Origin of the sequence: Streptomyces erythrochromogenes (genome assembly GCF_036170895.1) — a bacterium.
Taxonomy (GTDB): Bacteria; Actinomycetota; Actinomycetes; order Streptomycetales; family Streptomycetaceae; genus Streptomyces; species Streptomyces erythrochromogenes.
In genome coordinates, this window is record NZ_CP108036.1 from 7,140,455 (window position 1) to 7,154,111 (window position 13,657).

Below are 13,657 nucleotides of genomic sequence, written 5' to 3' on the forward strand. Positions count from 1 at the left end.
CCGGGCGGTCCGGCGGCGTGCCGGATCAGGTCACAGGGCGCCGAGCTCGCCGACCGAGGTGACCCGGACGACCGCCCGGCCCTCCTCGTCGGAGGCGGCCAGATCGACCTCGGCGCTGATGCCCCAGCCATGGTCGCCCCCCGGGTCGGCGAAGGTCTGGCGGACGCGCCACAGGCCGTGCGCGGGGTCCTCCTCGATCTGGAGGAGCTTCGGGCCGCGGGCGTCGGGGCCGGTGCCCAGGTCGTCGTACTCGTCCCAGTACGCGTCCATGGCCTCGCCCCAGGCGTCGGCGTCCCAGCCCGACTCGGCGTCCAGCTCGCCCAGCGCGTCGACGTTGTCGAGGGCGGCCAGCTCCACCCGGCGGAACATGGCGTTGCGGACCAGGACGCGGAAGGCGCGCGCGTTCGCGGTGACCGGCTTGACCTGGTCGGCCTTCTCCTGGGCCTGCTCCGCCGTCTCCACCTCCGGGTTCGCCAGCTGCTCCCACTCGTCGAGCAGGCTCGAGTCGACCTGGCGGACCAGCTCGCCCAGCCAGGCGATCAGGTCCTCGAGGTCCTCGGACTTGAGGTCGTCGGGAATGGTGTGGTCCAGCGCCTTGAACGCACTGGCCAGGTAGCGCAGCACGATGCCCTCGGTGCGGGCCAGTTCGTAGAAGGAGGTGAACTCGGTGAAGGTCATCGCGCGTTCGTACATGTCGCGGATGATCGACTTCGGGGAGACGGGGTGGTCGCGCACCCACGGGTGGCTCTTCGCGTACACGTCGTAGGCGTGGGAGAGGAGCTCTTCCAGCGGCTTGGGATAGGTGACGTCCTGGAGCCGCTCCATCCGCTCCTCGTACTCGATCCCGTCGGCCTTCATCTGGCCGACCGCGATGCCGCGCTCCTTGTTCTGCTGGGCGGCCAGGATCTGGCGCGGGTCGTCGAGGGTGGACTCCACGACGGACACCATGTCCAGCGCGTACGAGGGGGACTCCGGGTCCAGCAGGTCGAAGGAGGCCAGCGCGAAGGTGGACAGCGGCTGGTTGAGCGCGAAGTCCTGCTGGAGGTCGACGGTGAGCCGGATGGTGCGGCCCTCCGCGTCCGGGGTGTCGAGCTTCTCCACGACGCCGCCGTCCAGCAGCGAGCGGTAGATCGCGATGGCCCGCCGGATGTGCCGCAGCTGGGCCTTGCGCGGCTCGTGGTTGTCCTCGAGGAGGTGGCGCATCGCCTGGAAGGCGTCCCCGGGCCGGGCGATCACCGACAGCAGCATGATGTTGGTGACCTTGAACCGCGAGGTCAGCGGCTCCGGGTCGGCGGCGATGAGCTTCTCGAAGGTCGTGTCCGACCAGGCGACGAAGCCCTCGGGCGCCTTCTTGCGGACCACCTTGCGGCGCTTCTTCGGGTCGTCGCCCGCCTTCGCGAGCGCCTTCTCGTTCTCGATGACGTGCTCGGGCGCCTGGGCGACCACGAAGCCCGCCGTGTCGAAGCCGGCCCGGCCGGCCCGTCCGGCGATCTGGTGGAACTCGCGGGCGCGCAGCGTGCGGACCCGGTTGCCGTCGTACTTGGTGAGCGCCGTGAACAGCACCGTGCGGATCGGGACGTTGACGCCGACCCCGAGCGTGTCCGTACCGCAGATGACCTTCAGCAGACCGGCCTGCGCGAGCTTCTCCACCAGACGCCGGTACTTGGGCAGCATGCCGGCGTGGTGCACGCCGATGCCGTGCCGCACATAGCGCGAGAGGTTCTGACCGAACTTCGTGGTGAAGCGGAAGTTGCCGATCAGCTCCTGGATCTTGTCCTTCTCCTCGCGGGTGCACATGTTGATGCTCATCAGCGACTGCGCCCGCTCGACCGCCTGGGCCTGCGTGAAGTGCACGATGTAGACGGGAGCCTGCCGGGTCTCCAGCAGCTCGGTGATCGTGTCGGTGATCGGCGTGGTGACGTACTCGTAGGACAGCGGGACGGGCCGGGTCGCGGAGCGGACCACCGAGGTGGGCCGGCCGGTGCGCCGGGTCAGGTCGTCCTCGAATCGCTTCACGTCGCCGAGCGTCGCCGACATCAGGACGAACTGTGCCTGCGGCAGCTCCAGCAGCGGGATCTGCCAGGCCCAGCCGCGGTCCGGCTCGGCATAGAAGTGGAACTCGTCCATCACGACCTGGCCGATGTCGGCGTGCTTGCCGTCACGCAGGGCGATGGAGGCCAGCACCTCGGCGGTGCAGCAGATCACCGGCGCGTCCGCGTTCACCGAGGCGTCGCCGGTCAGCATGCCGACGTTCTCGGTGCCGAAGAGCTTGCACAGGTCGAAGAACTTCTCCGACACCAGCGCCTTGATCGGGGCGGTGTAGAAGGTCACCTTGTCCTGGGCCAGCGCGGTGAAGTGCGCACCGGCCGCGACCAGGCTCTTGCCGGAGCCCGTCGGAGTGGACAGGACCACGTTCGCCCCGGAGACGACCTCGATCAGCGCCTCCTCCTGAGCCGGGTACAGGGTGATGCCCTGGTCCTCCGCCCACGAGGAGAAAGCCTCGAAGAGGGCGTCGGGGTCGGCGGTCGGCGGGAGCTGATCAATGAGGGTCACGCCCCCATCTTGCCTGGCTTCCCCCCGGATCAGGGAACCGGAGGACGGAAGGAAGATCACCGACTGTACGCTGTGCCGTCGATGCGGCCCGAACGAACCGGTCAACGGGGCCCGACACACACCAGCGGGGCGGGGAACGACCATGATGGGTCCTGCGCACTCACTGTCCGGGGCGGCGGCCTGGCTGGGGGTGGGCGCGGCCACCGCCGCCGCCGGCCACCCCATGCCCTGGCCGGTCCTCGTCGTCGGCGCTCTGATCTGCGCCGGCGCCGCCCTCGCCCCGGACCTCGACCACAAGTCGGCGACGATCTCCCGAGCCTTCGGTCCGCTGTCCAAGGGTCTGTGCGAGGTGGTCGACAAGATCTCCTACGCCGTCTACAAGGCCACCCGCTCCACGAAGGACGCCCGCCGCTCCGGAGGCCACCGCACTCTGACGCACACCTGGCTCTGGGCCGTGCTGATCGGCGGCGGAGCCTCCGCGCTCGCCGTGACCGCCGACCGCTGGGGCGTGCTCGCGCTGCTCTTCGTGCACCTGGTGCTCGCTGTCGAGGGCCTCCTGTGGCGGGCCGCCCGGATGTCCAGCGACGTCCTGGTGTGGCTGCTCGGCGCGACCAGCGCGTGGATCATGGCCGGAGTGCTCGACCAGCCCGGAAACGGTGCGAACTGGCTGTTCCCCGAGCCGGGGCAGGAGTACCTCTGGCTCGGCCTGCCCATCGTGCTCGGGGCCCTCGTCCACGACATCGGCGACGCGCTGACGGTCTCCGGCTGCCCGGTGCTGTGGCCCCTCCCGATCGCCGGGAAGCGCTGGTACCCGATCGGCCCGCCGAAGGCCCTGCGCTTCCGTGCCGGCAGCTGGGTGGAGCTGAAGGTCCTCATGCCGGTCTTCATCCTGCTGGGCGGCTTCGGAGGCGCCTCGGCCCTCGGCTTCATCTAGGGGTGTCTCACCGATCACGGTGGTCCGGTCTCCCGACCGGACGAGGCCGCCCGTAGCCTGGGCCGATGCCTGAGACATACCGCCTTTGGCCGCAGGCTCCGTCCTCCGAGACCGACTGGCTGACCGAACTGTGCGGTGACGGCACGACCGGCTTCGAGCCGCCCCGGCGTCCCGATGCGGTCTGGGTGCTGCACGCCATGTACGAGCACGAGAGCGGACCCGGCGGCCTCTCCCACCACGAACTGCGCCAGGCGGCCCTCGCCGCCGGTGCCATCGAGCCCGCCCGCCTCGGGAACATCGACCTCGAATGCGGCACCGCCACCGGAGGCGGTCTCGGACGCGCCGAGCATCCGGGACCGGCCTACCGCCGGCTGCGGTGGGCCGAACTCTCCGCCCGCTGCGGGGACCCGACGGTCCCCGAAGGGAAGTACCCGTCCCTGCGGTGCTTCCCCTCCGTGCGGCCGGACGACAGCTGGCCCGTCGGCATCGAGCCGCCCACGGAGGGCAGCCTCGACCGCCCGACATGGGACCGGCTCGTCGACGTGCTCGCGGCACACAGCACGGAAGGCCCGAGCACCCGGGTCCTCGCCTACTACAACCCGCTGATGCTGCCCGCGGTCGACTTCGACAACCTCCACGTCCGCACCGGTCTGCTGGGCGACGCCCACGCCCTCTACGACAACCCGGACGCGGACTTCAGCCCGTCCAACCTGTGGCCCGAGGACCGCTCGTGGATCCTGTGCACCGACTACGACCTGTGGGCCACCAAGGTCGTCGGCCCCGAGCACCTGGTCGAAGCACTGCTCCGTGACCCGGTGATCGAGGCCGTACGACTTCCCTGGACCAGCTGACGGGCCCTCCGTCGCGGGATCAGCCGTGCCAGGAGCGCCACAGGGCCGCGTACGCCCCGTCCGCCGAGACCAGCTCGTCGTGCGAGCCGAGTTCGCTGATCCGGCCGGCCTCGACCACCGCGATCACATCCGCGTCGTGGGCCGTGTGGAGCCGGTGGGCGATGGCGATGACCGTGCGGCCGTCCAGCACCCGGGCCAGCGAGCGCTCCAGATGCCGCGCGGCCCGCGGGTCCAGCAGCGAGGTGGCCTCGTCCAGCACCAGTGTGTGCGGGTCCGCCAGCACCAGCCGGGCCAGCGCCACCTGCTGCGCCTGCGCCGGGGTGAGCGCCGTGGCGCCGGAGCCGACCTCGGTGTCCAGGCCGTCCGCCAGGGCCCGGGCCCAGCCGTCCGCGTCCACCGCGCCCAGCGCCGCCCACAGCTCGGCGTCCTCGGCACCCGTCCGCGCGAGTCGGAGGTTGTCGCGCAGCGAGCCCACGAACACGTGGTGCTCCTGGTTGACCAGGGCCACGTGCTCACGCACCCGCTCCGCAGGCATCCGCGACAGCCGGGCCCCGCCGAGGGTGACCTCGCCGGTGCGGGGCCCGTAGATGCCCGCGAGCAGCCGTCCCAGGGTGGACTTGCCGGCGCCCGAGGGGCCGACGAGCGCCATCCTGGTGCCCGGCGGCACCGACAGCGACACCTGGTGCAGGACGTCCACGCCCTCCTTGTAGCCGAAGCGGACCTCGTCCGCCCGGACGTCCCGGCCGTCGGGCGCCACCTTCGCGTCGCCCGCGTCCGGTTCGATCTCCCGCACGCCCACCAGGCGGCCCAGCGACACCTGGGCGACCTGCAGCTCGTCGTACCAGCGCAGGATCAGCCCGATCGGATCGATCAGCATCTGTGCCAGCAGCGCGCCCGTGGTCAGCTGACCCACCGACATCCAGCCCTGCAGCACGCAGTAGCCGCCGATCAGCAGCACCGAGCCGAGGATCGTCACGAAGGTGACGTTGATGACGGGGAAGAGGACGGTCCGCAGGAACAGCGTGTACCGCTCCCACGCCGTCCACTCCCTGATCCGCCGCTCGGACTTGGCGATCCGCTCCGGCCCCAGCCGGTGCGCCTCGACCGTGCGGCCCGCGTCCACCGTCTCGGTGAGCACGGCCGCGACCGCGGCGTAGCCCGCCGCTTCCGAGCGGTACGCCGAAGGCGCCCGTCGGAAGTACCAGCGGCAGCCGATCACCAGGACCGGCAGCGCGACGAGCGCGGCCAGCGCCAGCGGCGGCGCGGTCACCGCGAGGGCGCCGAACAGCAGCCCCGCCCAGACCACGCCGATGGCCAGCTGCGGCACGGCCTCGCGCATCGCGTTGGCCAGCCGGTCGATGTCGGTGGTGATCCGCGACAGCAGGTCACCGGTACCGGCCCGTTCCAGCACGCCCGGCGGCAGCCCCACCGACCGCACCAGGAAGTCCTCGCGCAGATCGGCGAGCATCTCCTCGCCCAGCATCGCCCCGCGCAGGCGTACCAGCCGCACGAAGCAGGTCTGCACGGCGAGCGCCAGCGCGAACATCAGCGCCATCCGCTCCAGTTGCAGCTCCCGCGCCCCCGCCGCGAGGTCGTCCACGACCCGGCCCAGCAGGTACGGGCCGACCATGGAGGCGATCACCGCGACCGCGTTGACGCCCACCAGCACCAGGAAGGCCCGCCGGTGGCGTCGGAACAGGTCGCGCACATAGCCCCGTACGGTCGCCGGCGTGCCCACGGGCAGGGTCGCGGCCGTCTCGGGGGCCGCCGGATCGTACTCCGGTGGCGCCACGCCGATCATGCGGATTCCTCGATCTCTGTGAGTGCTTCTTCCAGCTCTGTCATTCCGAGTCCGGCGAGCCGCTGCTCCTCGTCCGTCTCGCGGGTGACGACCGCCCGGTAGAGCGGCTCGCGGTGCAGCAGCTCGCGGTGGGTCCCGACGGCCGCCACGGTGCCGTCGTCGATGAGCACGACCCGTTCCGCGCGGTCCAGGAGCAGCGGCGAGGACGCCAGTACGACTGTGGTCCGTCCGGCGCGCAGGCTCGCGATCCCGTCCGCGATCCGTGCCTCGGTGTGCGAGTCGACCGCGGAGGTCGGCTCGTCGAGCACGAGCACCTCCGGGTCGGTGACCAGGGACCGGGCCAGCGCGAGACGCTGGCGCTGGCCGCCGGACAGCGACCGGCCGCGCTCGGTGATCCGGGCGTCCATCGGGTCGTCGACACCGTCCGGCGCCGACTGCAGCAGCGCGTCCAGTACGTCCGCGCACTGGGCGGCGGCGAGAGCGGCGCCCGAGTCGACCGCCCCGGAGGCCGGTACGCCGAACAGCTCGCGCAGCGTTCCCGACAGCAGCACCGGGTCCTTGTCCTGTACGAGGACCAGCCTGCGGGCGGTGTCCAGTTCGAGGTCGTCCAGCGCGACCCCGCCGAGGAGCACCGAAGGACCGTCCTTCGCCTCCCGCTCGCCGTCCCGGTCCCGCTCGCCGTTCCGGTCCCCGTCGCCCTCCCGGTCCGCGTCCTGCTCCTCCATGGCATGGCCGCCGAGGCGTTCCGCCAGCCGGCCCGCGAGGTCCGGGTCCCCGCAGACGACGGCGGTGAAGCGGCCGGCGGGTGCCAGCAGCCCGGTCCGCGGGTCGTACAGGTCCCCGCCCGCTGCCGGCTCCTCCACCGGCCCGGACTGCGCGGGACGCTCCGCGGCGTCCGTCCGGGTCAGCGACAGCACCCGGGCGGCCCGCTGGGCGGAGGGACGCGAGAAGGAGTAGGCCATGGCGATCTCCTCGAAGTGGCGCAGGGGGTAGAGGAGCGTCGCCACCGCGCTGAACGCCGCGACGAGTTCACCCACCGCGATGCGCCCGTCCAGGGCCAGCGAGGCGCCGTACCAGACGACCGTGATCAGCAGCAGGCCCGGGAGCACCACCTGGATCGCGGAGATCAGCGCCCACATCCGGGCACTGCGCACGGCGGCCTTGCGGACCTCCTGCGAAGCCTCGCGGTACCGGCCGAGGAACAGCTCCTCGCCGCCGATGCCGCGCAGCACGCGCAGGCCCGCGACGGTGTCCGAGGCCAGCTCGGTCGCCTTGCCCGCCTTCTCCCGCTGGATGTCGGCGCGCCGGGTGGCCCGCGGCAGCAGGGGCAGCGAGGCCAGGGCGACCACCGGCACGCCGATGGACACGACCACGCCCAGTTCGGGTGCGTAGAACATCAGGCCCACGCAGACCAGGACGATGGAGAAGACGGCGGCGAGGAAGCGGGAGACCGCCTCCACGAACCATCCGATCTTCTCCACGTCGCCGGTGGACACGGCGACCACCTCGCCCGCGGCGACCCGGCGGGTCAGGGCGGAGCCCAGCTCGGCGGTCTTGCGGGCGAGAAGCTGCTGCACGCGGGCGGCGGCGGTGATCCAGTTGGTGACGGCGGTGCGGTGGAGCATGGCGTCGCCGACCGAGATGGCGACGCCGATCAGGACGAGCAGTCCGCCGACGAGCAGCAGGCGGTTCGCCTCGCGGTCCACGACCGCGTCGATGCCCAGGCCCACGGCGTACGGCAGTCCGGCGACGCCGCCGAAGTGCAGCATGCCCCAGCACAGGCTCTTGAGCTGTCCGCCGAGCTGACCACGCCCCAGCCACAGGAGGAAACGGGGCCCGGAACGAGCGTCTGGCACTCCCGGATCCGGATACGGAAGATCGCTGATCTGCATGACGCCCCATGACTGGTCGAGTGGTCCAAACCGTGCAAGGTTCGCCTTCCGGACCGGGGGCGGGCAATTGATTTTCCGTCCTTCCGGAGCCGGGGGAAAGAGGTTTTCGTACGCGGTACCCGTCCGGTGCCTGGTCGCGGGGGCCGCGCACACCGGCGCTCACGGGCGGGTGGCGCGCTCCAGTTCGACGAGGACCGAGTGGTAACTCCGGCCGGTGGCCCGGTCCATGCCCACCTCGCACATCCGGTTCGCCGACAGATGGGCGTCGAAGGACCGCGCGGTCACCTCCGCGGCTTCCCGCGCAGTCGCCGCGGCCGTCAGCTCCGGGTGCAGCATGCCCCGGTCGCCCGCGAAGGCGCAGCATCCGGCGTCGTCGGGGACCACCACCTCGTCGGCGCAGGCTTCGGCGACCGCCCGCAGCTGCGGCTCGTCGCCCAGGTGCCGCATCGAGCAGGTGGGGTGCAGGACGGCCGAGCCCACCGTGCGCCGGACCTCCAGATGAGGCAGCAGCTCCTGCGCGGCCCACACGACGGAGTCGACGATCTGCAACTCCTCGTGCAGCGAGCGGTTGTCCGGCGTCAGGTGGGGGACCACCTCCCGTGCGATGCCCAGGGTGCAGGAGGAGGCGTCGACGACCAGCGGCAGCCGTCCGCCGGCCGTCCAGCCCCAGGCCGCCTCGACGATCCGGTTGGCCATCACCCGGTTCCCCTCCTCGTAGCCCTTGGAGTGCCAGATCGTCGCGCAGCAGGTGCCGGTCACGTCGCGGGGGACCCAGACCGGCTTGCCGGCCCGTTCCGACACGGCCACCAGGGCCTGCGGCAGCGACGGACCGGGCCGGCCCTCCGGGCCGCCGAAGATCCGGTTGACGCAGGCCGGGTAGTAGACGGCCGCGGCGCCCGAGCGCCGTGTGACGGGCAGTTCCCTGGCGGCGGCGCCCGGGATCTGCGGCAGCCACCGCGGCACCAGGTCCGGTCGTACGGCCATGCGCGCGGCCCCGGTGACCGCCTCCAGCAGCCGGTCCCCGACCCGGTCGGGGATCCGGCCGGCGGTGGCGACGGCCGCCCGGGCAGCGGCCTCGACGGTCCGGAAGTGCCGGGCGGCCAGCGCGGCGGCGGCCTCCTCGCGCGCACCGTGGCGGCGGTGGCGGAAGTCCTTCATCAGCGCGCCGGTGTCGATCCCGACCGGGCAGGCGAGCCGGCAGGTGGAATCGCCCGCGCAGGTGTCCACCGCGTCGTAGCCGTAGGCGCTGAGCAGCCCGTCCAGCAGGGGCGAGCCCGGCTGCTGGCGGACCATTTCGCGGCGCAGCACGATGCGCTGGCGCGGAGTGGTCGTCAGGCCCTCGCTCGGGCAGGTCGGTTCGCAGAACCCGCACTCGATGCACGGGTCCGCCACCGCCTCCACCTGCGGAATCGTCTTCAGGCCGCGCAGATGGGCCTGCGGGTCGCGGTCGAGGAGGATCCGCGGGGCGAGCACACCGTCCGGGTCGACGAGCCGTTTGGTGCGCCACATCAGGCCGGCGGCCTCGGGACCCCATTCCAGTTCCAGGAAGGGGGCCATGTTGCGGCCGGTCGAGTGCTCGGCCTTCAGGGAGCCGTCGAAGCGTTCCACGGTGAGCCGGCAGAAGGCCTCCATGAAGGCCGCGTACCGCGCGACGTCGGCCGGGTCGGCGGCGTCGAAGGCGAGCAGGAAGTGCAGGTTCCCGTGGGCGGCGTGGCCGGCGACCGCCGCGTCGAAGCCGTGCTCCGCCTGGAGTTCGAGGAGGGCCGCGCACGCCTCGGCCAGCCGGGACGGCGGCACCGCGAAGTCCTCGGTGATCAGGGTGGTGCCGCGGGCGCGGGCGCCGCCGACGGCGGTGACGAAGGCCTTGCGGGCCTTCCAGTAGCCGCTGATGGCCCCCGGGTCGCTGGTGAAGCGGTTGGTGATCGAGGGCACCGGGGCGACCAGTTCGAGCCCTTCGAGGGCCGCCGCCGCGCGGCGCGCGCAGTCCTCGCGGCCGGCCGCGTCCGGAGCCCGGAACTCCACGAGCAGGGCCGTGGTCGTCCCCGGCAGCCCGGCCCAGTCGGCGGGCACCCCCTCGACGCTGACCGAGGCCCGCAGGGTGTTCGCGTCCATCAGCTCGACGGCGAGGGCACCCGCCTCGTTGAAGCGGGGAACGGCCGCGGCCGCGGCGGGCAGCGAGGGGAAGAAGAGCAGGGCGGTGCACAGTTCGCGGTCCAGCGGCAGGGTGTCGAAGACGACCTCGGAGAGGAAGCCGAGGGTGCCCTCCGAGCCGACCATCAGCCCCCGCAGGATCTCGACGGGGGTGTTGCCGTCCAGGTAGGCGTCGAGCCGGTAGCCGGTGGTGTTCTTGATCTCGTACTTGGCCCGGATCCGGGCGGTCAGTGCGGGATCGGCCTCGATCTCCCGCTTGATCGCCATCAGCCCCCGGCACAGGGCGGGTTCGGCGCGCGCCAGTTCCTCGTCGGCCAGCGGATCGGCCGTGTCCACGACGGTGCCGCCGGGCAGGACGAAGGTGAGGGAGGACAGCGTGCGGTAGGAGTTCCTCGTGGTGCCCGCCGTCATCCCGGAGGCGTTGTTGGCGACGACCCCGCCGACGGTGCAGGCGATGGCGCTGGCCGGGTCGGGGCCGAGGATCCGGCCGTGGCGGGCCAGCGCGGCATTGGCCCGCAGCACGGTGGTGCCGGGCCGGATGCGGGCCCGCCGGCCCTCCTCCAGCACCTCGATGCCGGCCCAGTGGCGGCGTACGTCGACCAGGATGTCCTCGCCCTGGGCCTGGCCGTTGAGCGAGGTCCCGGCGGCGCGGAAGACCACCTCGCGCTGCCGGCCGCGGGCGTACGAGAGGACCGCGGAGACGTCGTCGATGTCCTCGGCGACCACCACGACCTGGGGCACGAAGCGGTAGGGGGAGGCGTCGGAGGCGTAGCGGACCAGGTCGGAGACCTTCCACAGCACCTTCCCGGCGCCCAGCAGCTCGGTCAGCTCGGTGCGCAGGGGCTCCGGGGTGCCCCCGGACCGGTGCGGGGGCACCCGGTCGGGGGAGGGGCCGCTGACGCTGCGCGGCCGCAGGGCCCCCGGCTTCGGTTCCAGCAGCGGCATGTGCGACCCCTCGCCTCGGCACGGCCCTCGGGTGGCCCAGTCAGCAGGTGCGCTCCGCCGGGGCGTCCGACAGGGCGTTCAGCAGACCGCCGAGCACCTCGCGCTGGTCGGCGGTCAACGGAGCCAGGATCTCCTCCGCCGCGTCGGTCCGCGCGTTGCGCAGACGGCGCAGCGTGGCGCGGCCGGTGTCGGTGAGCTCGATCCTGATGACGCGGCGGTTCGCCGGGTCGGGCACGCGCCGCACGCACTCGGCCGCCTCCAGGCCGTCGACGAGGGTGGTCACCGCGCGGGGGACGACCTCGAGCCGGGCGGCGAGGTCCGCCATCCGGGGCGGCTGCTCGCCCTCGTAATGCGAGACGAGCCGCAGCAGCCGACTCTGGGCGGGAGTGATCCCGAGCGGCACCATGTGGCGCTTCTGGATCCGGTGGAGCCTGCGCGTCAGGCGCAGGAGCTGTTCGGCGAGGAGGCGATCGGTGTCGGAGGCGGAGCTCATGGGGGAACGATATCAGGACCCCGTTCATTGTGAGCATAGGTAACAATGACCTATGCTCCAATGGTGCCGGCTCCGCCCGAGCCGGCACCGCGAAAGCCTTCGATCCCCGTCCCCTGACCCCGAGAGGGTGCCCATGCCACACGACGAACCGAAGTGGACCCCATCGAAAGACCCCCTCGATCCGACCCGACCCGCCCCGGCCGAACAGCCCCGCGAGCTGCGCCGGATCGTTGCGCTGTTCCGGCCCTACCGCGGCCGGCTCGCCGTCGTCGGCCTGCTCGTCGGCGCCTCCTCACTGGTCGGCGTCGCCTCGCCGTTCCTGCTGAAGGAGATCCTCGACGTCGCGATCCCGCAGGGCCGCACCGGACTGCTCAGCCTGCTCGCGCTCGGCATGATCGCCACCGCCGTCGTCACGAGCGTCTTCGGCGTGCTCCAGACGCTGATATCCACCACGGTGGGCCAGCGCGTCATGCACGACCTGCGCACCGCCGTCTACGAGCAGCTCCAGCGGATGCCGCTCGCCTTCTTCACCCGGACCCGCACCGGAGAGGTGCAGTCCCGCATCGCCAACGACATCGGCGGCATGCAGGCCACCGTCACCTCCACCGCGACCTCGCTCGTCTCCAACCTGACGGCCGTCATCGCCACCGTGGTCGCCATGCTCGCGCTCGACTGGCGGCTCACCCTGGTCTCGCTGCTCCTGCTGCCCGTCTTCGTGTGGATCAGCCGCCGGGTCGGGAACGAGCGCAAGAGGATCACGACGAAGCGGCAGAAGCAGATGGCCGCGATGGCCGCGACGGTCACCGAGTCGCTCTCGGTGAGCGGCATCCTGCTCGGCCGCACCATGGGGCGCTCCGATTCGCTCACCGCCGCCTTCTCCGCGGAGTCGGAGAAGCTCGTCGACCTCGAGGTGCGCTCCAGCATGGCCGGGCGCTGGCGGATGTCCACCATCGGCATCGTCATGGCCGCCATGCCCGCGCTCATCTACTGGGCCGCCGGCATCGCCCTCCAGACCGGTGCCCCCTCGCTCTCGGTCGGTACCCTCGTCGCCTTCGTCACCCTCCAGCAGGGACTCTTCCGGCCCGCCGTGAGCCTGCTGTCGACCGGTGTGCAGATACAGACCTCGCTGGCGCTGTTCGCCCGCATCTTCGAGTACCTCGACCTGCCGGTGGACATCACGGAGCGCGCGGACCCGGTCCGGCTGGACCGGGCCAAGGGCGAGGTCGCCCTGGAGGGCGTGCACTTCGCCTACGACGCCGAGAACGGCCCCACCCTCTCCGGGATCGACATCACCGTCCCGGCCGGCGGCTCCCTCGCCGTGGTCGGCCCGACGGGCTCCGGGAAGAGCACCCTCAGCTACCTCGTGCCACGGCTCTACGACGTCACCGGCGGGCGGGTCGCCATCGACGGGGTGGACGTGCGAGACCTCGACTTCGACTCGCTGGCCCGCTCCATCGGCGTGGTCTCCCAGGAGACCTACCTCTTCCACGCCTCGGTCGCGGACAACCTGCGCTTCGCCAAGCCGGACGCCACCGACGAGGAGATCGCCGAGGCCGCCCGCGCCGCCCAGATCCACGACCACATCGCGTCCCTGCCCGACGGTTACGACACCCTGGTCGGCGAGCGCGGCTACCGCTTCTCGGGCGGCGAGAAGCAGCGCCTCGCCATCGCCCGCACCATCCTCAGGGACCCTCCGGTGCTCATCCTCGACGAGGCCACCAGCGCCCTCGACACCCGTACCGAGCACGCCGTCCAGCAGGCCATCGACCAGCTGTCCGCGGGCCGCACCACCATCACCATCGCGCACCGCCTGTCCACCGTGCGCGACGCCGACCAGATCGTGGTCCTCGACGGCGGCCGCATAGCCGAGCGCGGCACCCACGAGGAACTCATCGCGGCGGACGGCCGGTACGCGGCCCTGGTCCGCCGGGACCGGGACGCCGCGCTCGCCCCCGAGCCGCCGAAGGAAGCGCAGCTGGCTCCAGTGAATGTATGACCGTATGACCGGCACACGGGGCCGGATGTCGGAAAAGTGGC

Annotated in this window: 8 protein-coding genes; 3 read left to right on the forward strand and 5 right to left on the reverse strand. The window is 72.2% G+C overall.

Annotated elements, in window-relative coordinates:
• Positions 1-30: 30 nt before the first annotated feature.
• Positions 31-2,553: a DEAD/DEAH box helicase gene (locus OHA91_RS32685; RefSeq protein WP_328740544.1), complete on the reverse strand. Its 2,523-nt coding sequence runs from the start codon at positions 2,551-2,553 to the stop codon at positions 31-33.
• 142 nt (positions 2,554-2,695) lie between these two features.
• Between OHA91_RS32685 and OHA91_RS32690 the strand changes: the two genes are divergently transcribed.
• Together OHA91_RS32690 and OHA91_RS32695 are read left to right on the forward strand one after the other, a co-directional pair.
• Positions 2,696-3,487, forward strand: coding sequence for a metal-dependent hydrolase (locus OHA91_RS32690; protein ID WP_328740545.1), 792 nt, complete (start codon positions 2,696-2,698; stop codon positions 3,485-3,487).
• Between the two features lie 65 nt (positions 3,488-3,552).
• Complete coding sequence (locus tag OHA91_RS32695; RefSeq protein WP_328740547.1) at positions 3,553-4,338, forward strand: hypothetical protein; 786 nt, start codon at positions 3,553-3,555, stop codon at positions 4,336-4,338.
• Positions 4,339-4,357: 19 nt separating this feature from the next.
• Here the strand turns inward: OHA91_RS32695 and OHA91_RS32700 are convergent, their stop codons facing one another.
• The 4 genes from OHA91_RS32700 to OHA91_RS32715 form a co-directional block, all read right to left on the reverse strand.
• Positions 4,358-6,139: an ABC transporter ATP-binding protein gene (locus OHA91_RS32700; RefSeq protein ID WP_031156659.1), complete on the reverse strand. Its 1,782-nt coding sequence runs from the start codon at positions 6,137-6,139 to the stop codon at positions 4,358-4,360.
• Positions 6,136-8,031, reverse strand: coding sequence for an ABC transporter transmembrane domain-containing protein (locus OHA91_RS32705; protein ID WP_031156661.1), 1,896 nt, complete (start codon positions 8,029-8,031; stop codon positions 6,136-6,138). Before OHA91_RS32705 ends, OHA91_RS32700 begins: the two co-directional genes overlap by 4 nt.
• A gap of 159 nt (positions 8,032-8,190) precedes the next feature.
• Positions 8,191-11,127 carry an FAD-binding and (Fe-S)-binding domain-containing protein gene (locus tag OHA91_RS32710; RefSeq protein ID WP_031156664.1) on the reverse strand — a complete coding sequence of 979 codons (2,937 nt, stop codon included), beginning with the start codon at positions 11,125-11,127 and terminating at the stop codon, positions 8,191-8,193.
• A 40-nt stretch (positions 11,128-11,167) separates the two neighbouring features.
• Positions 11,168-11,620, reverse strand: coding sequence for a MarR family winged helix-turn-helix transcriptional regulator (locus tag OHA91_RS32715; protein ID WP_030963570.1), 453 nt, complete (start codon positions 11,618-11,620; stop codon positions 11,168-11,170).
• Between the two features lie 133 nt (positions 11,621-11,753).
• On the opposite strand from OHA91_RS32715, the gene OHA91_RS32720 reads away from it, so the two are divergent.
• A complete protein-coding gene (locus tag OHA91_RS32720; protein WP_051893673.1) occupies positions 11,754-13,616 on the forward strand; it encodes an ABC transporter ATP-binding protein in 1,863 nt (620 codons plus the stop codon).
• The last annotated feature ends 41 nt before the right edge of the window (positions 13,617-13,657 follow it).

What these genes read in the sequence shown, in the direction of transcription:
- OHA91_RS32690 (WP_328740545.1), top strand. Translation starts at nt 2,696, where the DNA reads ATGATGGGTCCTGCGCACTCACTGTCCGGGGCGGCGGCCTGGCTGGGG.
- OHA91_RS32695 (WP_328740547.1), top strand. Translation starts at nt 3,553, where the DNA reads ATGCCTGAGACATACCGCCTTTGGCCGCAGGCTCCGTCCTCCGAGACC.
- OHA91_RS32700 (WP_031156659.1), bottom strand. Translation starts at nt 6,139, where the DNA reads ATGATCGGCGTGGCGCCACCGGAGTACGATCCGGCGGCCCCCGAGACG.
- OHA91_RS32705 (WP_031156661.1), bottom strand. Translation starts at nt 8,031, where the DNA reads ATGCAGATCAGCGATCTTCCGTATCCGGATCCGGGAGTGCCAGACGCT.
- OHA91_RS32710 (WP_031156664.1), bottom strand. Translation starts at nt 11,127, where the DNA reads ATGCCGCTGCTGGAACCGAAGCCGGGGGCCCTGCGGCCGCGCAGCGTC.
- OHA91_RS32715 (WP_030963570.1), bottom strand. Translation starts at nt 11,620, where the DNA reads ATGAGCTCCGCCTCCGACACCGATCGCCTCCTCGCCGAACAGCTCCTG.
- OHA91_RS32720 (WP_051893673.1), top strand. Translation starts at nt 11,754, where the DNA reads ATGCCACACGACGAACCGAAGTGGACCCCATCGAAAGACCCCCTCGAT.